Genomic DNA, 22,870 nt, shown 5'->3' with positions numbered 1-22,870 from the left:
GTAGAACTGCAATGCTCCCTGCAATCCCTGACGTTATCCTAATCCTTTGGAATATCCCCTTTCCAATCCGTTGGCGCGTCCTGCGGCGTTCCTGGCCTGGCAATTCATCCTGAACTGCTTCTCTGTCTCCATCCTGGAGGTGTCCATTACCACGTCCTGTGGGGTTCCTTGCGTCTTCCTGACAGATAACCATCCGGGTTATCTCACTTCATCCTGAAGTATTCCTCTCGCATCCGGCGAGGTCCTGTTCATCCTGAAGAACGAGGTTCCGTTCGTTCTGCTCCCATCCCGAGAGTGTCCTGCCGCATCCCGCGGTGTTCCTTTATTCATCCGTGACGATAATCATCCTGATTATCGAGCTCATCCTGAGGTGTCCCTTGTCCACATCCTGCGGACTATTCCATCTTTATGCGCTGTCCTGCATCCTGCCGGACCAGCTCCATCCTTGTGAGACCCATACTAAGGAAATGCGCCCCCCGAACAAGGGCCATCCGATGATAAAGATCCGATGCAGCTCCCATCTCAAAAAACGAACTTAAAAACTAACCCTTTAATATCAGTTAGTTATTTAGTTTCACTGGAAAGCTCGATCATTCTGGCATGGCTTCGCGTACGGCTCAAAGCGCCAGCCTCTTACAGTCGCTATGGCAGATCTCTTACACGGGTTTCGCCCCCAAAAACGGGGCAGGAAAACGGTTCAATCCTGACGTTAAGACTTAAAAATTAGTTGAATAAATATGCTTAAAAAAACCGCAAAAAAAGAGCCGAGACCAGGCTCGACTCTTCAACATTCCAATTTTTTAATCAGCTCAAGCGGTTGGCCGGATTGAGATAGGCCTTGCGTAGCGATTCAGGTGCCAGCACCTCCAGTTCACCGCCGATGTTGTTCAACCAGCTGCGAAACTCCGGGGTGTCCTGCACTTCGGTCTCCACCACCACACTGCGCTTGTCATAGCGGGTCATGCGCGGATTGTTGCCGGGGATCTGGTTATCCACCAGCGACTGGCTGTTGGCATCGATCCGGCCGACGAAGCGGATCGGGCCGCTCACATCCTGATAGCCCTGATCGCGGATCAGCTTCTGGATATTGAAATCCTTCGGCTGGGTGGCACTGAAGTTGGTCAGCTCCACGTTCTTGATATGGTCAAACGGGATGCCGTAGACCTTGGGATCCAGCTCGGACAGAGTGCAGAGCAGGATCGGACCGTCCGGCTGATTGAGAATGCCGAGCGGGTTGATACGGTCGTAGCAGAGCCATACGGTGCGCTCTTTGATCACGCGCTGGATCTCGGCACTGAACTTGCGACCACGCCAGAGCGCATCGCGGATCAGGGTGCTGCGGCGGATCTCCGGGTTGCCGGCAAACGGACGCGGTGACTGGTGGACACTCTCCAGCCAGCGTTCGGCCAGTTCGCTCTGGCTGTCGCGGATCACCTGGCTCGCCTTGTCGACCAGCGGATTCAATTCGGTCAGTACACTCGCCGGCAACAGTTGGCTCGCCTGATCACTCCAGGTTTTCAGGGCCACCGCCAGCGAGAGCGGCATGATATTGGCAAAGTCGTTGAGGCCGTGGCGCTCGAAGCACCAGCCATGGGGTTTGCTGCGCTCGTCCGAGGTGAGGTCGAACAGTCCCATGCCGGACATCTCCTCCAGGTCCCGTTGCACGGTACGCAGACTGACGTGGATACCTTCCTCTTCCAGTTTTACCTGGAGTTGGCTGGCGGTCAGCTTGTAAGGGCGGTGCGGGATGCAACGCGCCAAGGTCAGTTGTCGTAACAGCTTCTTGCTCATGGTGCTTGCCTTCACTGGTTTAGCGTTGACTGTATGCTAGTCGTGACTTGCGACAGTCTATGTCGCAAGTTTTGCTGCGACAACTGTCGCCATTTTCATACAAAACACACTAACCAATTGATTTACAAAGACAATGCACTCAAAAAAGGAGCCGCTAGAGGCTAAAATTAGCCAAAAATCCCTCAAATGAAAGTTCTATGTTGCGATTTATTGTTAGCATAAAACTCCGATTAATTAATTCATCGCAGAATATGATTTCAGGGGAGAGCATAGCTCTCCCCTTTTGCTCACATCAGCCACGACCAGGCTGACTTGGTGATGGCCGCACCGACCATGTAGCCAAACACCGCCAGTGCCGCCACACCGGCTACCAGCTTCTGACCGCGGGCCGGGCGCTTGAGCGCCATGACACCCAGACCGATATAGAGCACCAGTGCAATCAGCTTGGCCATCAGCCAGGGTTGTTGACCCGGGCTCAACTGCAAGGCCACCGCCAGCAACACACCAAACAGCAGCAGGAAAGTGTCGTTGATATGCGGGAGGATCTTCAGCCACTTCTGCTGCAACCGAGCGCTGCCGGCAAGCGCCAGACTCCAGCGATAGATAAAGAGCAGCAGACTGACCAGCGCCAGCGTCATATGCAGGTGTTTGAACATGGGGTAATAGGCAATCATTTTGCTTCCTTGTCGTCGTCGGGTAACCCGCTATTCCAGTTGTGGGCATGGATACGCTCCTGCCCCTCCTCGTCGTCTTGCAACAGATCGGAGAGGATCTCCCGGTATTGCAGGCTCTTGTTGATATAAGTGTGTTCGTCGTCCAGATAGTTGACCTGCTCGCGCAACAGCCAGTTATCGTGCTGCTTGAAGGTCTGCCCCGCCCGCCAGGCCTGGTTGGCCCGAAAACCGAGCTGGGTCAGGGCTTCCACCCCCAGATCGACCGCAGAGCCCAGGGTTTCCCGGTGAACGCTCTCGACCCCGTGGCGCAGGATCTCGTGGGCATGGGGTCGATCCAGCGCTCGCGCCAGGATCTTCAGGTGCGGGAAGTGCTTCTGCACCATCTCGATCACCGCCAGCGAGGTAGCCGGATCGTTGATGGAGAGCACCAGCAGCTTCGCCTTGTGCGCCCCGGCAGCATGGAGCAGGTCGATCCGGCTGGCATCGCCATAGAAGACCTGATAGCCATACTTGCGCAGGGTCTCTATCTGGCTGGCATCCTGCTCGAGGATGGTGGTGCCGATGCCGTGACCATGCAGCAGACGCCCCACGATCTGACCGAAGCGGCCGAAGCCCGCAATGATCACCGGATGCTCCACCAGCTCCGGCTGCTCATGCTGCGGCGCGTCGCTCTGGTTACGGTAATCGAACCAGGGCTGGATCACCCGATCATTGAGGATCAGCAGCAGCGGGGTGAGCGCCATGGAGAGTGCTACTACCAGCGTCAGCAGCGAGATGGTCTCACCGGGCAGCACCCGGTTCTGGGCGGCAAACGAGAAGAGCACGAAGGCAAACTCGCCCCCCTGCGCCAACGCCAGTGCGAAGGTCCAACGCTGGCTCGGCGAGATGCGGATGATGAAGCCGAGTGCCATCAACACCAGCCATTTAAGCACCATCAGGCCAACCACCAGAGTGGGTATCAGGAAAGGGTGTTCGGCAAACAGCCCGAAGTCGATCCCCGCCCCCACCGACATAAAGAACAGGCCGAGCAGCAAGCCCTTGAACGGCTCAATGTCGGCCTCCAGCTCATGGCGATATTCGCTGTCGGCCAGCACCACACCGGCGAGGAAGGAGCCGAGAGCGGGCGAGAGCCCCACCGACTCCATCAGCACCGCGATGGCGATCACCAGCAGCAGGGCGGCGGCGACGAAGATCTCCCGCATATGGGACTGGGCGATGGCACGAAACACCGGCCGCATCAGATAGTGGCCACCCAGCACGATGCCGGAGATGGCCGCGACCACCAGCAGACCATGTTGCCAACCCGCCAACTCGGAGCCACCACTGCTAGCGACCGGCGCCATGGCCAGCAGCGGCAGGATCGCCAGGATCGGAATGACCGCAATATCCTGAAACAGCAGCACCGCAAAGGCGGATCGACCGCTCTCGCTCTGCATCAGCTTGCGCTCCTGCAGGCTCTGCAAAACTATGGCGGTGGAGGAGAGCGCCAAAATGAGGCCGATGGCCAGCCCCTGTTGCAGCGGCAGACCGATCAGGTGCGCCACGCCGGTCAGTGCCGCCGTAGTGAGCAGCACCTGCAGGCCACCGGTGCCGAGGATCGGCCCCTTCAGCTGCCACAAGAGGGCCGGACGCAACTCCAGCCCGACCAGAAACAGCATCAGCACCACGCCAAACTCGGCGAAGTGCATCACATCCTTCTGTTCCCCCACCAGCCCCAGCAGAAAGGGGCCTATGATGATCCCCGCCAGCAGGTAGCCGAGCACCGAGCCCAGCCCCCAGCGCTTGGCCAGCGGCACCGCGATGACGGCGGCGGAGAGGTAGATAAAGGCATCAAACAGGATCCCGTGGCCCATCAGTCAGCCCTCCGTGTGAACATCTGGTCTGGCTCATAAACTCGGCCAACAAGCTGCCCATGTGTCATCAGAGCACCTCCAGCAAGTCGCGCAGATAAGGACGCCCGGCCAGCTGCTCCGGGGTCAGCTGATCGTCACGCAAGGCGCAAAGCAGCTGGCGGTAGTCCTGTCCGCAGCGGCGCAGGGCGGCGGGATCCTTGATCTTGTGAAAGGAGTGCAGCACGAAAGGGGGCAGCCAGTTCATGCCGCACAAGGTGGCAGCCTGCTGAAATGGCAGCAAAAAATCGAGCAGCGGTCGGCTGTTGTAACCCTCGCTGCAGTAGGACTCCGGCGCCCCGCCGGTGGTGATGGCGCTCAGCCACTGCTTGCCCTTGAGGGCGTGGGCTTCGGGGCCGTAGGCGTAGCCATACTCCAGTACCAGATCCATCCACTCTTTCATGATGGCCGGACAGGAGTACCAGTAAAACGGGTGCTGGAATACGATGATGTCGTGCTCACAGAGCAGCGCCTGCTCCCGCTTCACATCGATAAACATGTCGGGATAGTGCTGATAGAGGTCGTGAACCGTGACCCCCTCCAGCCCCTCAATCGCCTGCAACAGCTGCTTGTTGGCCCGCGAGCTCTGCAGCGCGGGATGGGAAAAAATAACCAGAATGCGTTTCATGACCACATCACCCGAACAAAGCCTTGCGGTGCAAGGCGAGGTAAACAGAAAAGGGGAGTCTGGGGAGCTGCATCGTAAAGGTGCACCGGAGAGCGACCTTATCAGGAAGCGCCATAGCCTGCCAACTCGGGGATCAGCTCCCGCAGCGCCGGATTGAGGGTCTGGTGAGCGGGATAGCAGAGCCCAATCCGGCGAAACATCCGCGGCCCGCTCACCGGCAGGGTACAGAGACCCGCCTCATCTTCCACCAGCCCGTCCGGCAGAAAACTGATGCCGACCCCCGCCAGCACCAGCGCCATCACCAGCCCCTTGCTCTCGGCCTTGGCCACCAGATTGAGGGTAAGGCGGTCACAGGCCAGCAGGCCGATAGTCTGCTGATGGGCTTCGCAGGGCGGGCACTCAATAAAATCATAATGTTGCAGCTCGGCGAGCTCGATCCTTTCGCGACTGGCAAGGGGATGGTCGACCGGTACACAGAGCACGTAATCCTCCTCCCACAGCGGCAGAAAGATCTCGTCCTCCCGGCGCAAGGCATCCAGCGTCAAGCGGCTGTCGGCGGGTGTAGTGTAGTCGGAAAGGGTGAGATCCAGCTGCGGCAACACGCGCTGTACTTGCTGCAGCAGCCCGGCCACCCGACGGCGACTCAAGTCCGGCATGATGGCGATATTGAGCCTCGCACGCGTCGCTTTCTGGCGAAACAGCTCCGGCAGACGGCGCGCCTCCTCCACCAGCTTGACTGCGTGAGGATAGAGATAGTGGGCCGGATCTTTCGCCACCACCCCTTTCTTGCCCCGGACAAACAGGCTGTCACCGAGCGCCTCTTCCAGCTGGCGCAGCCCCGCCGAGAGGGAGGGCTGGCTGACGTGGCAGCGCTCGGCCGCCGCCGTGATGTTCTTCTCTTCATAGATGGCGATGAAGAAACGCAGCAATCTCAAGTCCAGCATAAACCAACCATAGTTTTTTCAGATGATAACCAGCGGAAAACAATATTTATCACTTATAGATGCAGTGACTATAGTGATTGGGTTCCGTGCTGGCCAGCCACCTGTTTGCTCAAACCGACTCTTGAATCAGAAGGAAAGACCCATGTCCAAATCTCTCGTCGTGATCACCGGTGCCTCCGCCGGGATCGGTGCCGCCATCGCCCGTGCCTTCTCTGCCGCCGGTCATCCGCTGCTACTGCTGGCCCGCCGGGTCGAGCCGATGCAGGCACTGAACCTGCCCGATACCCTCTGCATCGGGGTCGATGTGACCGACACCGCCGCCATGAAAGCCGCCGTCCAGCAGGCAGAAGCCAAATTTGGCCCGGTCGGCTGCATGGTCAACAACGCCGGCGTCATGCTGCTGGGTCAGGCCGATGTGCAGGATCCCGCCGAATGGCAGCAGATGCTCAACATCAACGTGATGGGGGTGCTGAACGGCGTCCACGCAGTGCTGGCAGGCATGAAGGAGCGCCGCAGCGGCACCATCATCAACATCAGCTCCATCGCCGGTCGCAAGACCTTCCCGAACCATGCTGCCTACTGCGCCACCAAGTTCGCCGTGCACGCCCTGACCGAGAACATCCGGGAAGAGGTAGCCGATGTCGGCGTGCGGATGGTGACCATTGCACCGGGTGCGGTCGAGACCGAGCTGCTCAGCCACACCACTGACGAGAGCATCAAGGCCGGTTACCACGACTGGAAAGATCAGATGGGAGGCGTCATTGCGCCGGAAGTAATCGCCGATGCCGTGCTCTACGCCTGGAACCAGCCTGCCAACGTCTGCGTGCGCGAGATCGTGCTGGCGGCGACCCGTCAGCAACCTTAATCTTGGCTGACTGACACTATGGGGAGAGCTTGACCCTCCCCCGGGGCACAGGGTTACCATGTGCCCCTTGTTATTTTCGAGTCATTCCATGGTTCTCACCCGTCGCCAACTCGCTCACGCCCGTCGCTGGCTCCCCTTGTGGAGTCTGGTGCTGGTGTTGATGTCGTTTGGCAGCCGGGCCGCAACCGACCTCTGTACCCTGACTACCCACTGCAGCCAGAGCGAGCGCACCCTGGAAAAAGCGATGCCCTGCGGCAGCTTTACCACCGCCCTCTCGATGACGCTGGTAGGCAGCGACAGCCTGACGGTCGCCGTGCTGGAACCGGATACCCCCGACTTCGCCTCCCCCTCTCTCTTTATGCCGGACGCTCCGTGCGAGCGGCTCGAACGTCCCCCACGCACCCGGATCTGAAACGCATCCCGTATCGGGCATCTTTTCTTTCAATCTGAGGTGAGTGATGTACAAACCCCTGTTACTGGCCATGCTGGCCGGTACCGTCAGCTTTTCGGCCCTCGCGGCCGAGAAGATGACCGTCTACAAATCCAAATATTGTGGCTGCTGCCAAAGCTGGAACGAGCACATGGAGCAGAATGGCTTCGAACTGGAGGTCATCGAAACCGAACAGCTCGGCGCAGTGAAGCAGCAATACGGTATCGCGCCTGAACTAGCCTCTTGCCATACCGGTATCGTAAATGGCTATGTGATCGAGGGGCATGTACCGGCCGCCGATGTGCAGAAGCTGCTCAGGGAAAAACCGGCAATCCGTGGCCTGACCATTCCGGGCATGCCCCAGAGTGCGCCGGGCATGGATATTCCGGGCCATCCCTATGAGGTACTGAGTATCAGCAACGAGGGCGCGACCAACAGCTGGTCGAGCTACCCAGGCTGACGAAAACTGGTCATGAGAGGGCACTCCCATATCATGTGAGGCACACCTGAGCGGACTCTTGCCGCTCATGGCCAGAAAGAGGGCCGCTATCGCGAGATAGCGGCTTTTTTTGATTACATTTCCTGCAATAACAAGGGATTGCTTGCAACCACCGGCAACAAGGGGCAGATTTAACGCCAATTCATGGAGCCGATGCTCAGGTCTACCAACCCTTTCCAGCGCCAAGGATGCGACATGTTTACCTTTTCCCGAGGAGTTCTGCTGCTAGCCTTTCTGACAGTTCTCCCCCCTACTTATGCCAATGAAGAGCCCGCCATGCTGACAAGCGAACATCCAATCCAGCCGCCCGTGGCCGCCAAACATCCCCGCACCCTGAAAAAACACGGGGATACCCGCATCGACAACTACTACTGGCTGCGTGACGACGAGCGGCAGAAGCCCGAGGTATTGGACTATCTCAAGGCCGAGAACGCCTATACCGAGGCCATGCTCAAGCCGACCCAACCCCTGCGCGAACAGCTTTACAAAGAGATGGTCGCCCGCATCCCCCAGCAGGATGAGTCGGTGCCCTATGTGAAGAATGGCTACCGCTACCAGACCCGCTATGAGCCGGGCAAGGAGTACGGGATCTACTCGCGCACCAAGCTCGGTGAAGAGCAGTCGAGTCTGCTGCTCGACAGCAACCTGCGGGCTGAAGGGCGCGAGTTCTATGCCCTCGGCGCCCTTGAGGTGAGCCGCAACAACCGCTGGCTGGCGGTGGCGGAAGATTTCCTCTCCCGCCGTCAGTACCAGATCCAGTTCCTCGATCTGGAGAGCGGCCAGTGGGCCACCGACAAACTGGAAAATACCTCCGGCAATCTGGTGTGGGCCAACGACAACAAGACCGTCTTCTATGTGCGCAAGCACCCGCAGACCCTGCTGCCCTATCAGGTCTATCGCCATACGCTCGGGACGGATCCAGCCACGGACAAGCTGGTCTACGAGGAGAAGGATGACTCCTTCTACATCAGCCTCTACGCCACCACCTCGGAAGATTTCATCGTCATCGCCCTCTCCAGCACCACCACCGGCGAAGCACGGCTGATCGATGCCAACCAGCCGGAGCACGCCCCACGCCTGTTCCTGCCCCGTCAGGTGGATCACGAATACAGCCTGGATCACTACCGCGGCCGCTTCTATGTGCGTTCCAACAAGGACGGCAAGAACTTCGGCCTCTACGAGACCAAAGAGAGCCCGGTCGATCGCTGGAAGGCGGTGATCGCCCCCAATCCGGATGTGCTGCTGGAGAGCTACGCCCTGTTCAAGGATTGGCTGGTACTGGAAGAGCGCAACAAGGGGCTGACCCGACTGCGCCAGATCAACTGGCAGAGCGGTGACGAGAAGGAGATCGCCTTCGACGATCCCGCCTATGTCACCTGGCTCGCCTACAACCCGGAGCCGGATACCAGCGCCCTGCGTTATGGCTACTCCTCCATGACAACCCCCGCTTCTACCTATGAGCTGGATATGGCGAGCGGCAAGCGCACCCTGCTCAAGCAGCAGCCGGTGGCAGGCTTCAAGGCCGACCAGTACGCCAGCGAGCGGCTCTGGGTGACCGCCCGCGACGGCGTATCGGTGCCGGTGTCGCTGGTCTATCGCAAAGACAAATTCAAGAAAGATCAGGCCGATGCGCCCAAGAATCCGCTGCTGGTCTATGGCTACGGATCCTACGGCGCCAGCATGGATCCCGATTTCAGCAGCTCGCGCCTGAGCCTGCTGGATAGAGGCTTCGTCTACGCCATCGCCCATATCCGGGGTGGTGAAGAGCTGGGCCGTCACTGGTACGAAGATGGCAAGTTGCTGAAAAAGCAGAACACCTTCAATGACTTTATCGATGTCACCAAGGCGCTGGTGGAGCAAGGCTACGGTGCCAGGGATCAGGTCTACGCCATGGGCGGCAGCGCCGGCGGCCTGCTGATGGGGGCGGTCATCAATCAGGCGCCCGAACTCTATTGCGGCGTGGTGGCGCAGGTGCCGTTCGTCGATGTGGTCACCACCATGCTGGACGAGTCCATTCCCCTCACCACCGGGGAGTATGACGAGTGGGGCAACCCGAACCAGAAGCGCTACTACGACTACATGAAGAGCTACAGCCCCTACGATCAGGTGAAGGCGCAAGCCTATCCCAACCTGCTGGTCACCACCGGGCTGCACGACTCGCAAGTGCAGTATTGGGAGCCCGCCAAGTGGGTCGCCAAGCTGCGCGAACTGAAGACGGATGATAACAAGTTGTTACTGAACACCGACATGGATGCCGGCCACGGCGGCAAGTCGGGCCGCTTCAAAGCCTACGAGGATATCGCGCTGGAATACGCCTTTATCCTGGATCTGGCCACCCCGGCCAACTGATCTCTCATGACTCCGGCCCTTGTCATTCAAGGGCCGCATAAGAATCCTCTCGTAGTTTTTCCCTCTTCCATTTCCCTCCATATCAAATTAATCTTCGGCAAGAAAATGAATGATCGAGGTCATGTTTCTCAAGATTTAACTCCGCTATTTTGCCATTTCGTTTGATTTATGTTGGGTGAATGTGCTTAATCGGAGTGCTTGCAACTTTTTATTTGGCCCCTCAGGGGCCAATTTATCTTCGACCGACAGGAGGTCGGTAGCCTCACCACAGGATGAGGGTGACTGCCGGAAAGGGGGTGATCAACTCCCCCGCTTTCGCGCAACGAGAAGAGCGGGCAAGCCCGGCGCAGAACGGGATTGCCATCAATTTATCCGGGGATCGGATAAACAAAATCAAAGAAAAGGGAGAAAAAATGAAAGGATTAACTTTGGCATGCGCCCTGTCGGCGGCTCTGGTCGGTGTTTCATTCGGTGGTCCGGTACAAGCGCAGGAGCGCTTCGTGACCATAGGCACCGGCGGTCAGACCGGCGTCTACTATGTCGCTGGCCAGTCCATCTGCCGCTTCCTCAATCGCGGCGCCGCCGATCACCAGATCAAGTGCAACGCCCCGGCCAGTGGCGGCGGTGTTGCTAACGTCAACGGCATCCGCAGCGGTGAATTCAACTTCGGCATCATGCAATCCGACCACCAGTTCAAGGCGATGAAGGGGCTGCCACCGTTCCAGGCCGAAGGGGCCATGGACGATATGCGCGCCGTCTTCTCCCTGCAGAGCGAGGTGTTCACCATCCTGGCTCGCCGCGATGCCAAGATCGCCAGCTTCGACGATCTGAAGGGCAAACGCGTCAACATCGGCAACCCGGGCTCCGGCCAGCGTGACACCATGGAAGAGATCATGGCGGTCAAAGGCTGGAAGAAGGGTGACTTCGGTCTGGTCTCCGAGCTGAAACCGGCCGAACAGGCCTCCGCCCTCGGTGACAACAACATCGACGCCATGAGCTACTTCGTCGGTCACCCGAACGGCGCTATTCAGGAAGCCTCCACCACCACAGATGCAGTACTGGTACCTGTGACCGGCGCCGACATCGACAAGCTGCTGGCCGAGAAGAGCTACTACAGCAAGGCCGAGATCCCGGGCGGCATCTACAAGGGCAGCGACAAGCCGACCCCCTCCATCGGTGGCAAAGCGGTGCTCTCCACCAGCGCCAAAACCGATCCGGAAGTGGTCTATCAGCTGGTCAAGTCGGTGTTCGACAACCTGGATCGCTTCAAGCGCCTGCACCCTGCTTTTGCCGACCTGAAAGAGGCCGACATGATCAAGGTGGGTCTCTCTGCACCGCTGCATGAAGGGGCTGCCCGCTACTACAAAGAGCGCGGCTGGCTCTGATTGAAGGCCCCGGGGCCTTTGTCACTCTCTTCGACACCCGTCTGCCGCCTGATTGCGGGGGCGGGTGTCGCTCTTGTTGTACTCGTTGGCACAAGTTAACCCTATGCAAGATAAACAACTCTCTACCGAGGAACTGATCGCCCAGGATGTGGGCGCTCGCCTGCCGCTGGGCATCATGGGCTGGCTCATCACCACGCTGGCGCTGGCCTGGTCCCTTTTCCAGCTCTGGATCGCCTCGCCACTCCCCTTCATGGTGGGGTTTGGCGTACTCAATGACACCGAAACCCGCTCCATTCACCTCACCTTCGCCCTGTTGCTGGCTTTTCTGGTGTTCCCGGCATTTCGCTCCTCGCCGCGGGATCGGGTCCCCCTCGGTGATATCGCGCTGGGTCTGATCGCTGCTGGCGCCGCCTCTTACCTGTTTGTGATGTATGAAGCACTGGCGCTGCGTCCCGGCACCCTCACCACCGCCGATCTGGTAACCGCCTGCATCGGCATTCCGCTGCTGCTGGAAGCGGCGCGCCGCGCCCTGGGGCCAGCACTGGCGGTCATCGCCATCGTCTTTCTGATCTACAGTCTGGCGGGCCCCTGGATGCCGGGACTGCTGGCACACCGCGGAGTAGGCTTTACCGCGCTGGCCAACCACCAGTGGATCACTACCGAAGGGGTGTTCGGCATTGCCCTTGGCGTCTCCACCAGCTTCGTGTTCCTGTTCGTGCTGTTTGGCGCCCTGCTGGAGCGGGCCGGCGCAGGTCACTACTTTATCCAGCTCGCCTTCAGCCTGCTCGGTCACCTGCGTGGCGGCCCGGCCAAGGCGGCAGTGGTCGCCTCCGGCCTGACCGGTCTGATTTCCGGCTCGTCAATTGCCAACGTGGTAACCACCGGCACCTTCACCATCCCGATGATGAAGAAAGTGGGCTTCAGTTCAGAGAAAGCGGGGGCGGTGGAAGTGGCCTCCTCGGTCAACGGCCAGATCATGCCGCCGGTGATGGGGGCTGCGGCTTTCCTGATGGTCGAATACGTGGGTATCCCCTATGTGGAGATCATCAAGCACGCCTTCCTGCCTGCCGCCATCTCCTACATAGCGCTGCTCTACATCGTCCATCTGGAGGCGTTGAAACTGGGCATGCAGCCCATCGGCAACCATCAACCCAAACCCTGGCTGCGTCGCCTGACCGGCTTTGCCTTTGGCGCGGCCCTCATCAGCGGCCTGTCACTGGCGGTCTACTATGGCCTCGGCTGGCTCAAACCTGCGCTGGGTGACTACGCCCTGCCGGGGATCTCGGTACTGCTGGCTGCCACCTATGTGGCCCTGTTGAAGATCGCCGCCAGCAATGAACCACTGCCTGCCGAAGATCCCGACAAGCCGCTCACCGAGTTGCCCAACACCCGCGCCGTGCTGCTCTCCGGCCTGCACTTCCTGCTGCCGGTGGTAGTACTGGTATGGTGCCTGATGGTGGAACGCCTCTCGCCGGGGCTGTCGGCCTTCTGGGGTACCGTGATGCTGGTGATCATCCTGCTGACCCAGCGTCCGCTGCTCAACTGGCTGCGCAAGGACGGCAAGCACGACTACGGCAACGTCGCTGACGGCGTGGTGGATCTGCGGGAAGGGCTGGTCGCAGGTGCCCGCAACATGATCGGTATCGGCATTGCCACCGCCACCGCGGGGATTATCGTGGGTGCGGTCTCCCAGACCGGGGTCGGTCTGGTGCTGGCGGATCTGGTGGAGTTCCTCTCCATGGGCAACCTGCTGCTGATGCTGCTGCTCACCGCCCTGCTGAGCCTGATCCTCGGCATGGGGCTGCCGACCACTGCCAACTACATCGTCGTCTCCAGCCTGCTGGCACCGGTGGTGGTAACGCTGGGGCAGCAAAACGGGCTGATCGTGCCGCTTATCGCAGTGCACCTGTTCGTCTTCTACTTCGGCATCATGGCGGATGTGACGCCGCCGGTGGGACTGGCTTCCTTCGCGGCAGCGGCTGTCTCCAAGGGCGATCCCATCAAGACCGGGATCACGGCGTTTTACTACAGCCTGCGTACCGCGGCGCTGCCGTTCCTGTTTATCTTCAACACCGATTTGCTGCTGATCGACGTGGACTTCGCCCACGGGGTGCTGATCTTCATCGTGGCGACCATCGCCATGCTGATCTTCGCCGCTGCCACTCAGGGCTGGTTCCTGGTGAAGAGCCGCTGGTACGAGAGCGTGCTGCTGCTGCTGGTCGCCTTCACCCTGTTCCGCCCGGGTTTCTGGATGGACATGGTGCACGACCCCTATCGCGAGACCCCACCTGCCCAGCTGGCCCAAACCATGGGTGAAGTGGAGGCGGAGAGCACCCTGCGGCTGCGGATCCTCGGTGAAGATGCAGTGGGCAAGCCACGCAAGTTCACCCTGCTGGTCGCCGTACCGGATGGGGCAAATGGCGAAGAGCGGCTGGCCAATCTGGGGCTGAGCCTCTATGAGCAGGATGGCAAGACGCTGATCGACAACGTCGCCTTTGGCAGCCCGGCCGCCACCATGGGACTGGAGTTCGATCAGGAGATCCTCACCGTCAAGGCGCCGACCGAGCGCTGGACCAAGGAGTGGATGTGGATCCCGGGCTTCCTGCTGTTCGGGGCGATCGTCTGGCTGCAACGTCGCCGCAGCGTCAAGGCTGGTTAATCCACCGAGCAGATGAGACAGAGGGCCGCTATTGCGGCCCTCTTTTTATTGCCTTGTTATTGCCTTGCCCTCTGCGGCTCTTGTGATGAGCAACAGTCATGGAAAAAGGTAAACGGTGGCGAACAGCCAAAAAAGTGGGGTGACATGTCCATGTCACCCCCTCGCAAATAGCATGTTCCATATTGGAGTCCGGCCACGTCGGGCTTCTGTTTCACTTTCCGATAGTTCGCGACCCATCTGAAGTGCGCGCCAATTGCAGCAATGCAACCAGCCAGCTACCCGTTACAACCTTCGTCCACACGGCAGACAAGCCACCGTGTTTGTCCTTGCAACTGAAATATTACGCATAAAAACAAAATAAAAAACGTTTTTATGCCCATTTCATTCACATCAGAGTACAAAAAACAGCCTTGTCATCACCAATAAATTGTTATAAAACAGTAAGATAGATTCATGCGTGGTTATTCGCCCGCAAAGGGCATCAGCAATGGCTTACAAGGCTTTGCGAGATCTCGCACAAAAAATGGCCGCCTCACAGCCAACGGCGCAGTGGCAACCAGTCGCTCAGGCGGGCTATCAGTCGCCTTGACCACCCCTCGGGTTTGCGCGGCAATCCACCCGCCTGCTCCTGCCAGCGAGCCAGCCACGTTCGCAGCGCCTCGCAGATCGGCGGGCAGTGCAGATGCAGCATCAGCTCGGTATTGAGAAAGAGCGAGCGGGGATCGAGGTTGAGGCTGCCAAAAAGCGCTCGATCCTCCCCCAGCAGGATCAGCTTGGCGTGCAGGCTGCCGTGGCCATGGTCAAACTCGGCGACCCGGATCCCGCGCCGCAGCAACCAGCCGAGATAACGTTGGTAGGCGCCATAGACCAGCGGCACATCGGTGCTGGCCAAGGAGTTGGTGAGAATGTCGATGGCGACCCCCTGCTGGCGGAGCCGCGCCAGACGGTGCCGAAACCCGCGAGTAAGGATGAGGTAAGGGGTCACCAACCCCAGCGAGCCGGGATTGTCAGCCAGCTGGCGCCAGAGCTGACGGGCAGTGGTGGGACGGGAGATAAGCCCCTTGCCGGGACGGTCGAACCACACCTCGGCCCGCCCCTCATGCCATTGCAGCGGCAAATCGCGCTCGTCAAACAGCGCCACAGGCAGATCGTAGACCGTCGCCACCGCCGGATCCGTCATGGTGAACAGGAAGTCGTTGACCACCTCTATTTCGGCGGGCAGCAGCTCGCGGCGCAGCAGATGGCGGATGGGGTGACTCCAGCGGCTGTGCCAGAACTGCTCGAACCCCTGCACCATCTGCTGGCACAGTCCCCCCTGACAGGCGAGATCGAGATCCACGAAGGGGGCTTGCGGATCCAGACCGAAGTAGCGATCGCCAATGTTGCGCCCGCCGATCAGCGCCAGCTTGCCATCCACCAGCAAGAGTTTGTTGTGCATCCGGTGGTTGATGCGGCGAAAGCTGAGCAGCCCCTCCAGCAGCAGTGCCAGCGGGCGCCAGCCCCGCAGCCAGAAGGGGTTGAACAGCCGCACCTCGATCCCCGGGTAGTGAGCCACCATCTCCAGAAAGCGGTTGTCACCGGCATAGAGATCATCCACCAGCAACTGCACCTTGACGCCGCGCCGGGAGGCGTGAAGCAGCTCGCTCAGCAGCAGCTTGCCGCTGCTGTCCTCCTCCCAGCTGTAGTACTGCGCCTGGATCCGTTCGCGGGCATGGCGGATCCAGTGGCAGCGCACCTTGAGCGCCAGCAGGGGATCGTCGATCAGGGCAAAGGATCCGGGGATCATGGTGTCATCCTGCTGTCATGGCCGGGTGTCATAACGCTGGCGAGCCTCTTCACATATTCAAAAGGAGTTGCTGATGGAACTGCATGATACCCCGATGTTGCGCTATCTGGGCCAGCTCAGCCAGCCAGATCTCATCCCGGCCACCGGCCCTGCTCACTGGTTTTTGCAACACAGGGACGGTGGCTGGCAATTGCCGACCGTGCAGGCGACCCTGCCGGTCAATCGGCTCAGGGCTGAGCCGCTTCGATAGCGGCAGCCTTGCCCTCGATCTGGGGCAGGCTGAAACGATAGGCCACGTAGTACTTGTAGATGGTGCCGACATAGTTGATTGGCCCCTGTCCGACTTCGTTGGCTACCAGCTGATCCACGTTGCCGAACCAGACGTTGGGATCGAGCCCCAGCTTCTCCGCCTTGCCTCGCAGCGCCTGCACCCGGTTCGGCCCGGCGTTGTAGGCGGCGAGGGCAAACAGGTGGCGGTTTAGCCGATCCAGCTTGGGATCATTGAAGTAGGTATCGAGGATCAACCGCATGTAGCGGCAGGCGGCCTCCACATTTCCCTCCAGCGTGGTGAGTCTGGCGCCGTTGATGCCGACTTCCCGCCCTGTGCTGGGCAGCAGTTGCATGAGACCCACGGCACCCTTGGGCGAACGCGCCTTGGGATTGAGGCCGGACTCCTTGTAGCCAAGCGCCGCCAGCATCAGCCAGTCGAGATCGTATTGATTGGCGTACTTCTCCAGCACCTTGCGAATGGTCGCGAGGCGCCCCATAGGATCCGGCGCCAGGATATTGCTCATCTGATCGCTGCGAACCAGCAGCCGGCGCAGGGTCATGTCGCTGTAAAGGCTGTTGCGGCTGACACTCGCCAGATAGCCATTGACCACCTTGAGCAGCTCGGGGCTGTTCTTGCGCAGCGCCCAGGCGCTGGTGCCATTGCTGCGCAGGGGGATCAACTTGTGAGCCTTGAGGCCGGAGATCATCCCACCCAGCCAGATCCGCCCCTTGTAGCTGTCGGTCACCGTCAGGGGAATAATGCCAGCGGCCACCATCTCCAGCAGGTCGCCATCCTGCAGATATTCGGGCACCGTCTCGATATAGACGGGGGGCAGCCCCAATTCGCGAAACAGCCAGTTGAGCTGACGCAGACTCTCGTAGTAGCTGGAGCTGGCACGCACCCAGACTCGTCTGCCGGAGAGCTGGGTAATGCGGCTGAAGGCGGGCAGGCTCTGCTGGCTCACCACCCACTCCTCGATGGATGAAATGAGCGGCCGGGAGAAGGCCACCTGTTCACGCCGGGTCGGGGTCACCGTCATGGTCGCCGCCACCAGATCGCCACGCCCCTCGGTCAGATAGTCCAGCAGCTTGTCCTGCCGCACCGGGATGTAGACCACCTTGAGTTTGACCTTCTCTTTGGCGAGATAGGTCTTGTTCAGCCAGCGTTCGAACCCTTGCAGCTGATTGACCAGAATGCCGTACTGGGCGCCGCGATCGAGAAAGTAGAAGCCGCGCTCATAGACCACCAGTGCCCTGAGTTCGCGCTTTTGCAGAATGCTTTCGAGGTCCCCGGGTTGGGGCAGACGCTGTGGCTTGAGTTCAGCCGCGAGCAGGGGAAAACAGCAGAGGGCCAGCAGCGCCCAGATCCAGCGTCGCATCACGATGGCTGCCCCTGTGCTGAGGTCACGCCTGCTGCCTGTTGGCAGCACGGATCACGATAGAGGGTGGGATTGGGGGCAGAGATCCATCGCTGCGTCATGATGTTTACGCCTTCTGTTGGCCGACTCGCGCCGGGCAAAAACGTCTGTGGGATAGAGTAACTATAGAACGCCGACCCACAGCAGAAGGGTCAACACGGCAGGCAAACCTGCCGCGTTATCAGACAACTCAGATAGAGCGGGCCCGCATTTCGAAAATCAGTTTTTCGGCGGTGCAAGTGAATTGCAGGCGGGCTTTCAGGATCACGCCGTTGGCGCCCTGGGTCAGTTCGCTGCTCACTTGAGCTTCGGCAGTGACCTGTTTGGCCAGAGCTTCATAGGCAGCCAGCTTGGCGCGGGCATCCGCCTCGGCCGCGGCTTCAATCACCAGATCCATCACATCGTCGCCTTCGCCGATGATGGTGCCGATCTCGGCAAAACAGCCGCAGCTGTCACAGGTTTCGTTCAGTTCAACTTTCTCGTCTACAGACATTTTCTACTCCTACTGCTTATTTCGGATGATTTGCGTCGTCACGCATCGCCTTGCGAAAATCTTTGATGGCGGTACCCAGATCCTCACCTGCAGTGGCAAGACGCTTGCTGCCGAAGACCAGCACAACAACCAGCAAGAGGATCAGCATATGCCAGATATGAATTCCACCGAGTCCCATAGGGATACTCCCTCACAAAGAGATATCTGTTACTTGTATCAAAATAGAGCGCAGGGATTGTTGGGCAAAATCAAGGCAGGTGCAAGTGAGCAAATAAATCATAGCCAAAAAATAGGGCGACCCAAAGGTCGCCATATTGATTGTGCTACATGTCCCCTCAACCGCTACATCCTGTACCAGTGGTTCATGCGAACCTGAGACCATTCGAGGATAAGATCGCCAAGATATGAAAACAAATGGTATAAATTCATCTTAGAATTGAAGAGGATTCATATCATGCTGCTGGAACAACTGGGTCGCATCGACCTCAATTTGCTGATTATCCTGCAGGTGCTGCTGGAGGAGCGCAACGGCAGCAAGGCGGCACGCCGCCTTCATCTGAGCCAGTCCGCCGTCAGCAAAGCCCTCGGCCGTCTGCGCGATACCTTCAATGATCCCCTCTTCATCCGCTCCGCCTACGGGCTGGAGCCCACCGGCCGCGCCCTTGCGCTGCAACAACAGTTGCAACCCATCCTGCTGTCGCTGGACAACCTGATCCAGCCGCCCGAGTTCGACCCCGCCAGCTCGGAGCGAGAGTTCGTCATCGCCAGCATGGACAGCGCCTTCACCCTGTTTGCCCCGCTCTACCTGAGCGAGCTGAAGCGGCAGGCACCACGGATCCGCTTGCGTTACGAGGAGTGGACCGAGAACAGTCTAACCGAGATGAGTCAGGGACAGGTGGACATCGCCTTCGCGGTGCGAGAGAACTGCATCAGCTCCGATTATCGGCTCGATACCCTGCCCGACAGCATCTGTCAGCGAGTGCTGGCGGTCGATGATCTCACCTGTCTGGTGCAGCAGCACCACCCCGCGCTGCGAGAGCCCAACTGGAATCTGGAGCACTACCTCAGCTATCCCCATGTGCAGACTTACTGCGAGGGGCGGGACCGCTGGATGCTGGATCACAAGCTGGCAGAGCAGGATCTCTACCGACGTATCGAGGCAACCGTGCCCTCCTTCGAGGCGGCACTACGGATGGGGATGCACTCCGACATGATAGTAACGCTCTCCCGGCTCTACGCCCGCCACGCCACCCAGGTCTATCCGCTGTTACAGCTGCCGCTGCCCATCGGGTTGGACAGCATCTCCCATCTACTCATCTGGCATCAGCGTCACAGCGAGGATCCGGGCCACCGCTGGCTGCGGGAGCTGCTGCTGTCCCTCATCATGAGCAAACTGGAACCCGCAGCGACCACTCACGAGTGACTGCACGTCCTCTCAACAGCAAAAAAGAACGGGGCTCTGCGTAGCCCCGTTTCATTCACTTCAAGATGTAAACCGCTCAGCCCTGACCGGTCACCGCCAGATAGTGATGCACCCCGTCCAGCAGCATCTGGACCGAGATCATCACCAACAGCATACCCATCAACCGCTCCACCGCAGTGAGTCCCCGCTCACCCAGCAGCTTGTTGAATACCTCGTAGAACATCAGGATCACCGCGCTGGCGGCCCAGGCCAGAAAGAGTGCCAGCGACCAGTCCACCATCCGGGTCGGCTCCTGATTGGCCAGCAGCATCAAAGAAGCCAAGATAGAAGGACCGGCGATCATCGGGATCGCCATCGGCACCAGGAAGGGCTCCTCGCCCGCCGCCAGCCCGGTCACGCCCCCTTCACTCGGGAAGATCATCTTGATGGCGATCAGGAACAGGATAATGCCCCCCGCAATGCTGACCGCCTCCTGCCGCAGGTTGAGGAAACCGAGGATCTGCTGACCGACGAACAGGAACAGCATCATGATGGCCAGCGAGAAGAGCAGCTCGCGCACCATCACCTTGCGACGTCGCTTGGGATCGATATGACGCAGGATAGAGAGGAAGACCGGCAGGTTGCCCAGCGGGTCCATGATCAGAAACAGCATGACTGCGGCAGAGAAAGTATCCATACAACGCCCGGGCTACGCCCTGAATAGGGAAAAGAGAGGGGGCGAAATATAGCAAAGGGCGAAGAATTGAGCGAGCGCCATGATGCGCTCGCAGCGGGATTAACCGTGGTTGCAGATCTTGTCGGCGCGGGTCTGGAAACCCTCGGCCGAGTCGATGAATTTGCCGCGGGCAGCCAGAAAGTCGATCAGCGCTTCCGCATCCATCTCGCTGGCGCTGCAGGTATGAAAACGAGCCTCGGCACCGAACCGCTCGGCCATCGCCTGTTTCAGGCTGGCACGGGTAAATTGCCCCCCTTGCGCCAGCATCATTTCCATCACTTCGTGACCATGAACCGATTGCGGCATCTCTCACCTCAATAATGAACATATTTAATGCCAATTAAATATCTCCACGCCCGGAGGGATCTTGATATAGGCCAATAAATTGCGCATTACCTGGTCAGGGGAGTGGTCACCGCCACCGCTTTGTCGATAATGTGGCAACCCGCGTCAGGGATCGCTACACTGGCGCCCCTTTTTGGCCATCGCAGACAATGTATAAGGATATTGGCGTCATGCTGTTCCATGGAGAGGCTCTCAAGCCCTGGCAGATCTGGACCCGCCGACCACTCTGGCTCAAGACCCTGATCGGTATGCTGACAGGGGTGGGGCTGGGCGTTGGCTTTGAAGAGCAAGCCCTGCTGCTCAAGCCCCTTGGCGTCCTGTTCGTCAACACCATCCAGATGCTGATGGTGCCTCTTATCTTCTGCTCGGTCATCGCCGGTCTCACCTCGCTGCTCAAGGGCAAGGCCCTCGATCGCATCGGCAGCAAGGCGATCTGCCTCTACTTCTGTTCGACCGCCATCGCCATCTGCATCGGCCTGATGATGGGCTGGCTGCTGGAACCCGGCATGGGTGCCGACATGGGCCCCTATGAGCGGGTCGGTATGTCGGAACCACCCACCCTGGCCAGCGTGCTGAGCCATCTGGTGCCGAGTAACCCGGTACAGGCGATGGTGGATGGCAAGATCCTGCAAGTGATCGTCTTTGCGGTGGCGCTGGCGGTCGCCCTCAATGCCAGCGGTCGCCGTGGCCGCCCCGCCATCCTCTTCTTCACCTCGCTGGCCGAGGGGATGTTCAAGCTGACCCAGATGGTGATGGCGCTCGCGCCTTACGGTGTCTGCGCCCTGATGGCCTGGATGACCGGCAAGTACGGTCTCGACCTGCTGCTGCCGCTGCTCAAGGTGATCGGCGCCGTCTACCTCGGCTGCCTGCTGCACGTGCTCGGGGTCTACAGCACCCTGCTGCTCCTGCTGGCACGGCTCAATCCGCTGCACTACTTCAAGAGTATCGTTGATGCCCAGGCGGTGGCCTTCACCAGCAGCTCGAGCAACTCCACCCTGCCCATCAGTCTGGCCTGCGCAGAGAAGCGGCTGGGAGTCTCCCCCGCCATCACCGCCAAGGTGCTGCCCATCGGCGCCACCATCAACATGGATGGTACCGCCCTCTATCAGGGAGTGACTGCGCTGTTCGTGGCTCAGGCATTCGGGGTGGATCTGCACATGGTCGATTACCTGACCATCATCAGCATCGCCACCCTGGCCAGTATCGGCACCGCAGGCACCCCGGGCACCGGGTTGATGCTGCTGACCCTGACCCTGACGGCGGTGGGCTTGCCGCTGGAAGGGGTGGCACTGATTGCAGGCATTGACCGGATCCTCGACATGGCGCGCACCACGGTCAATGTTTCGGGGGATATTCTGGTATCGGTGCTGATCGCCCGCAGCGAAAACGAGCTGGATCTGGCGACCTATCACGATGCCAGCGCAGGGGAAGATATCGAGTTCCCGCCGCGCTAGCGGAAGAGAGATCAGCTGTCGTGGGGATCGTGATGACAGCGCCAGCAGACGTCGAAGTTGGCGCCGTTCTCCTCCCCGCACTGGCCGCACAGCCAGCCGTTACCCTGACGCTGCTGGTAACGCTCGATGACCCGTCCCGCCTTGCTGCGATCCTCGGCTCGCACCATCAGGGTCACCTGCAACATGTCGACCGGCAGCTCGCCAAGGGCGCCAGACAGCCCCTCGCCATTGAGGCGCACCAGCACCCCTTCCGCCTCCAGCGCCCCTTTCAACGCGTGCGCCTCCAGGGTGTGTGAGGCGCGATAGAGATTGATCCAGTTATCCATAGCTCCCCCTTACAACAGCTTGTCGATGCCAAACTCGGCGCCGTTCTCAATCATGAAATCGATGAATGCCCGCAACTTGCGCGGCATCAGTTGCCGTTCCGGAAACAGCAAATAAATCGGCACCCTGGGTTGCTGCCACTCTGGCAGCAGGATCACCAGCTCGCCGCTGGCCAGCTCATCCTGACAGAGCATAGCGGGTAACGAGGCCAACCCCAGCCCCGCCTTCGCCGCCTCCCGGGCACAGGTAATATTATTGACCCGAAAACGGGATGGGGGGTCAACCAGCACCTCTCTGCCATCCAGCTCGAAGCACCAGTGAGAGGCGAGAAACCCGCTGCTCACCGTCACCCGCTCGTGGTTGGCCAGATCCTCCGGCCGCCCGATGACCGGGCTGCGGGCCAGATAGTCCGGGCTGGCACAGAGCAGCCGCCCGGTGCTCCAGAGTCGGCGCGCCGCCAGATTGGAGTCGCTCATGTCGCCAATCCGCACCACCGCATCCAGCCCTTCACTGATGGGGTCTACCACCC

General features: G+C 59.8%; 22 protein-coding genes. 9 read left to right on the top strand and 13 right to left on the bottom strand.

From position 1 onward, the window contains the following. Positions 1-804 precede the first annotated feature (804 nt). The 5 genes from AB5Y85_RS00870 to AB5Y85_RS00850 form a co-directional block, all read right to left on the bottom strand. On the bottom strand, positions 805-1,791 hold the full coding sequence (locus tag AB5Y85_RS00870; RefSeq protein WP_005339987.1) for a YafY family protein: 987 nt from the start codon (positions 1,789-1,791) through the stop codon (positions 805-807). A gap of 287 nt (positions 1,792-2,078) precedes the next feature. Then, entirely contained in the window at positions 2,079-2,465 is a 387-nt protein-coding gene (locus AB5Y85_RS00865; protein WP_042052535.1) for a SirB2 family protein, read from the bottom strand. Continuing rightward, positions 2,462-4,318, bottom strand: a complete 1,857-nt coding sequence (locus tag AB5Y85_RS00860) for a monovalent cation:proton antiporter-2 (CPA2) family protein (protein WP_199428529.1) — start codon at positions 4,316-4,318, stop codon at positions 2,462-2,464. The genes AB5Y85_RS00865 and AB5Y85_RS00860 overlap by 4 nt, the downstream gene beginning before the upstream one ends. A 67-nt stretch (positions 4,319-4,385) precedes the next feature. Beyond that, a complete protein-coding gene (locus AB5Y85_RS00855) occupies positions 4,386-4,982 on the bottom strand; it encodes an NAD(P)H-dependent oxidoreductase (RefSeq protein WP_005339958.1) in 597 nt (198 codons plus the stop codon). Positions 4,983-5,083: 101 nt separating this feature from the next. Beyond that, a complete protein-coding gene (locus tag AB5Y85_RS00850) occupies positions 5,084-5,926 on the bottom strand; it encodes a LysR family transcriptional regulator (protein WP_257687257.1) in 843 nt (280 codons plus the stop codon). A gap of 142 nt (positions 5,927-6,068) precedes the next feature. Here AB5Y85_RS00850 and AB5Y85_RS00845 point away from each other — a divergent pair, with 142 nt between their 5' ends. From AB5Y85_RS00845 to AB5Y85_RS00820, 6 genes are all read left to right on the top strand, one after another. Next, positions 6,069-6,791, top strand: a complete 723-nt coding sequence (locus AB5Y85_RS00845; protein ID WP_005348556.1) for an SDR family oxidoreductase — start codon at positions 6,069-6,071, stop codon at positions 6,789-6,791. Between the two features lie 88 nt (positions 6,792-6,879). Continuing rightward, entirely contained in the window at positions 6,880-7,203 is a 324-nt protein-coding gene (locus tag AB5Y85_RS00840; protein ID WP_005339955.1) for a hypothetical protein, read from the top strand. Positions 7,204-7,249: 46 nt separating this feature from the next. Next, a complete protein-coding gene (locus AB5Y85_RS00835) occupies positions 7,250-7,681 on the top strand; it encodes a DUF411 domain-containing protein (protein WP_101531249.1) in 432 nt (143 codons plus the stop codon). Positions 7,682-7,915: 234 nt separating this feature from the next. Next, positions 7,916-10,069: a S9 family peptidase gene (locus AB5Y85_RS00830; protein WP_194494925.1), complete on the top strand. Its 2,154-nt coding sequence runs from the start codon at positions 7,916-7,918 to the stop codon at positions 10,067-10,069. A 413-nt stretch (positions 10,070-10,482) separates the two neighbouring features. Beyond that, a complete protein-coding gene (locus AB5Y85_RS00825; protein ID WP_005339950.1) occupies positions 10,483-11,454 on the top strand; it encodes a TAXI family TRAP transporter solute-binding subunit in 972 nt (323 codons plus the stop codon). A 103-nt stretch (positions 11,455-11,557) separates the two neighbouring features. Further along, positions 11,558-14,113, top strand: a complete 2,556-nt coding sequence (locus AB5Y85_RS00820) for a TRAP transporter permease (RefSeq protein WP_257687258.1) — start codon at positions 11,558-11,560, stop codon at positions 14,111-14,113. 532 nt (positions 14,114-14,645) lie between these two features. Here the strand turns inward: AB5Y85_RS00820 and AB5Y85_RS00815 are convergent. Further along, positions 14,646-15,899, bottom strand: coding sequence for a phosphatidylserine/phosphatidylglycerophosphate/cardiolipin synthase family protein (locus tag AB5Y85_RS00815; protein WP_257687259.1), 1,254 nt, complete (start codon positions 15,897-15,899; stop codon positions 14,646-14,648). Between the two features lie 73 nt (positions 15,900-15,972). Between AB5Y85_RS00815 and AB5Y85_RS00810 the strand changes: the two genes are divergently transcribed. Continuing rightward, a complete protein-coding gene (locus AB5Y85_RS00810) occupies positions 15,973-16,149 on the top strand; it encodes a hypothetical protein (protein ID WP_005339947.1) in 177 nt (58 codons plus the stop codon). On the opposite strand, the gene AB5Y85_RS00805 is transcribed toward AB5Y85_RS00810, so the two are convergent. The 3 genes from AB5Y85_RS00805 to tatA form a co-directional block, all read right to left on the bottom strand. Beyond that, the gene (locus AB5Y85_RS00805) at positions 16,127-17,548 is read right to left on the bottom strand and encodes a lytic transglycosylase F (RefSeq protein ID WP_257687260.1); all 1,422 of its coding nucleotides are present in this window, start codon (positions 17,546-17,548) and stop codon (positions 16,127-16,129) included. The genes AB5Y85_RS00810 and AB5Y85_RS00805 overlap by 23 nt on opposite strands. A 229-nt stretch (positions 17,549-17,777) precedes the next feature. Then, a complete protein-coding gene (locus tag AB5Y85_RS00800; protein ID WP_005339945.1) occupies positions 17,778-18,080 on the bottom strand; it encodes a YfcZ/YiiS family protein in 303 nt (100 codons plus the stop codon). Positions 18,081-18,096: 16 nt separating this feature from the next. After that, positions 18,097-18,258: a twin-arginine translocase TatA/TatE family subunit gene (gene tatA / locus AB5Y85_RS00795; RefSeq protein WP_047434601.1), complete on the bottom strand. Its 162-nt coding sequence runs from the start codon at positions 18,256-18,258 to the stop codon at positions 18,097-18,099. 276 nt (positions 18,259-18,534) lie between these two features. Here tatA and AB5Y85_RS00790 point away from each other — a divergent pair, with 276 nt between their 5' ends. Beyond that, on the top strand, positions 18,535-19,503 hold the full coding sequence (locus tag AB5Y85_RS00790) for a LysR family transcriptional regulator (RefSeq protein ID WP_005348538.1): 969 nt from the start codon (positions 18,535-18,537) through the stop codon (positions 19,501-19,503). A 76-nt stretch (positions 19,504-19,579) separates the two neighbouring features. On the opposite strand, the gene AB5Y85_RS00785 is transcribed toward AB5Y85_RS00790, so the two are convergent. Then, on the bottom strand, positions 19,580-20,179 hold the full coding sequence (locus AB5Y85_RS00785; RefSeq protein WP_013724175.1) for a YhgN family NAAT transporter: 600 nt from the start codon (positions 20,177-20,179) through the stop codon (positions 19,580-19,582). Positions 20,180-20,278: 99 nt separating this feature from the next. Further along, positions 20,279-20,524, bottom strand: a complete 246-nt coding sequence (locus AB5Y85_RS00780) for a YecH family metal-binding protein (RefSeq protein WP_257687261.1) — start codon at positions 20,522-20,524, stop codon at positions 20,279-20,281. 209 nt (positions 20,525-20,733) lie between these two features. Between AB5Y85_RS00780 and AB5Y85_RS00775 the strand changes: the two genes are divergently transcribed. Continuing rightward, a complete protein-coding gene (locus AB5Y85_RS00775) occupies positions 20,734-22,017 on the top strand; it encodes a dicarboxylate/amino acid:cation symporter (protein WP_005357632.1) in 1,284 nt (427 codons plus the stop codon). Between the two features lie 11 nt (positions 22,018-22,028). Here the strand turns inward: AB5Y85_RS00775 and AB5Y85_RS00770 are convergent, their stop codons facing one another. Both AB5Y85_RS00770 and AB5Y85_RS00765 read right to left on the bottom strand, forming a co-directional pair. Further along, a complete protein-coding gene (locus tag AB5Y85_RS00770) occupies positions 22,029-22,343 on the bottom strand; it encodes a DUF2007 domain-containing protein (protein WP_005339933.1) in 315 nt (104 codons plus the stop codon). Between the two features lie 9 nt (positions 22,344-22,352). Further along, positions 22,353-22,870, bottom strand: a 518-nt coding sequence (locus tag AB5Y85_RS00765) for a substrate binding domain-containing protein (RefSeq protein WP_368221055.1), incomplete at its 5' end; no start/stop codon positions are given.

This window comes from Aeromonas sp. R3-1, from assembly GCF_040908345.1.
Classification (GTDB): Bacteria; Pseudomonadota; Gammaproteobacteria; order Enterobacterales; family Aeromonadaceae; genus Aeromonas; species Aeromonas veronii.
Note: the sequence above shows the minus strand (reverse complement) of the source record. Positions and strands in the feature narration are given on the sequence as shown.

What these genes read in the sequence shown, in the direction of transcription:
- AB5Y85_RS00870 (WP_005339987.1), bottom strand. Translation starts at nt 1,791, where the DNA reads ATGAGCAAGAAGCTGTTACGACAACTGACCTTGGCGCGTTGCATCCCG.
- AB5Y85_RS00830 (WP_194494925.1), top strand. Translation starts at nt 7,916, where the DNA reads ATGTTTACCTTTTCCCGAGGAGTTCTGCTGCTAGCCTTTCTGACAGTT.
- AB5Y85_RS00825 (WP_005339950.1), top strand. Translation starts at nt 10,483, where the DNA reads ATGAAAGGATTAACTTTGGCATGCGCCCTGTCGGCGGCTCTGGTCGGT.
- AB5Y85_RS00820 (WP_257687258.1), top strand. Translation starts at nt 11,558, where the DNA reads ATGCAAGATAAACAACTCTCTACCGAGGAACTGATCGCCCAGGATGTG.
- AB5Y85_RS00810 (WP_005339947.1), top strand. Translation starts at nt 15,973, where the DNA reads ATGGAACTGCATGATACCCCGATGTTGCGCTATCTGGGCCAGCTCAGC.
- AB5Y85_RS00805 (WP_257687260.1), bottom strand. Translation starts at nt 17,548, where the DNA reads ATGCGACGCTGGATCTGGGCGCTGCTGGCCCTCTGCTGTTTTCCCCTG.
- AB5Y85_RS00815 (WP_257687259.1), bottom strand. Translation starts at nt 15,899, where the DNA reads ATGATCCCCGGATCCTTTGCCCTGATCGACGATCCCCTGCTGGCGCTC.
- AB5Y85_RS00860 (WP_199428529.1), bottom strand. Translation starts at nt 4,318, where the DNA reads ATGGGCCACGGGATCCTGTTTGATGCCTTTATCTACCTCTCCGCCGCC.
- AB5Y85_RS00855 (WP_005339958.1), bottom strand. Translation starts at nt 4,982, where the DNA reads ATGAAACGCATTCTGGTTATTTTTTCCCATCCCGCGCTGCAGAGCTCG.
- AB5Y85_RS00865 (WP_042052535.1), bottom strand. Translation starts at nt 2,465, where the DNA reads ATGATTGCCTATTACCCCATGTTCAAACACCTGCATATGACGCTGGCG.
- AB5Y85_RS00850 (WP_257687257.1), bottom strand. Translation starts at nt 5,926, where the DNA reads ATGCTGGACTTGAGATTGCTGCGTTTCTTCATCGCCATCTATGAAGAG.
- AB5Y85_RS00775 (WP_005357632.1), top strand. Translation starts at nt 20,734, where the DNA reads ATGCTGTTCCATGGAGAGGCTCTCAAGCCCTGGCAGATCTGGACCCGC.
- AB5Y85_RS00780 (WP_257687261.1), bottom strand. Translation starts at nt 20,524, where the DNA reads ATGCCGCAATCGGTTCATGGTCACGAAGTGATGGAAATGATGCTGGCG.
- AB5Y85_RS00770 (WP_005339933.1), bottom strand. Translation starts at nt 22,343, where the DNA reads ATGGATAACTGGATCAATCTCTATCGCGCCTCACACACCCTGGAGGCG.
- AB5Y85_RS00840 (WP_005339955.1), top strand. Translation starts at nt 6,880, where the DNA reads ATGGTTCTCACCCGTCGCCAACTCGCTCACGCCCGTCGCTGGCTCCCC.
- AB5Y85_RS00845 (WP_005348556.1), top strand. Translation starts at nt 6,069, where the DNA reads ATGTCCAAATCTCTCGTCGTGATCACCGGTGCCTCCGCCGGGATCGGT.
- AB5Y85_RS00785 (WP_013724175.1), bottom strand. Translation starts at nt 20,179, where the DNA reads ATGGATACTTTCTCTGCCGCAGTCATGCTGTTTCTGATCATGGACCCG.
- AB5Y85_RS00790 (WP_005348538.1), top strand. Translation starts at nt 18,535, where the DNA reads ATGCTGCTGGAACAACTGGGTCGCATCGACCTCAATTTGCTGATTATC.
- tatA (WP_047434601.1), bottom strand. Translation starts at nt 18,258, where the DNA reads ATGGGACTCGGTGGAATTCATATCTGGCATATGCTGATCCTCTTGCTG.
- AB5Y85_RS00835 (WP_101531249.1), top strand. Translation starts at nt 7,250, where the DNA reads ATGTACAAACCCCTGTTACTGGCCATGCTGGCCGGTACCGTCAGCTTT.
- AB5Y85_RS00800 (WP_005339945.1), bottom strand. Translation starts at nt 18,080, where the DNA reads ATGTCTGTAGACGAGAAAGTTGAACTGAACGAAACCTGTGACAGCTGC.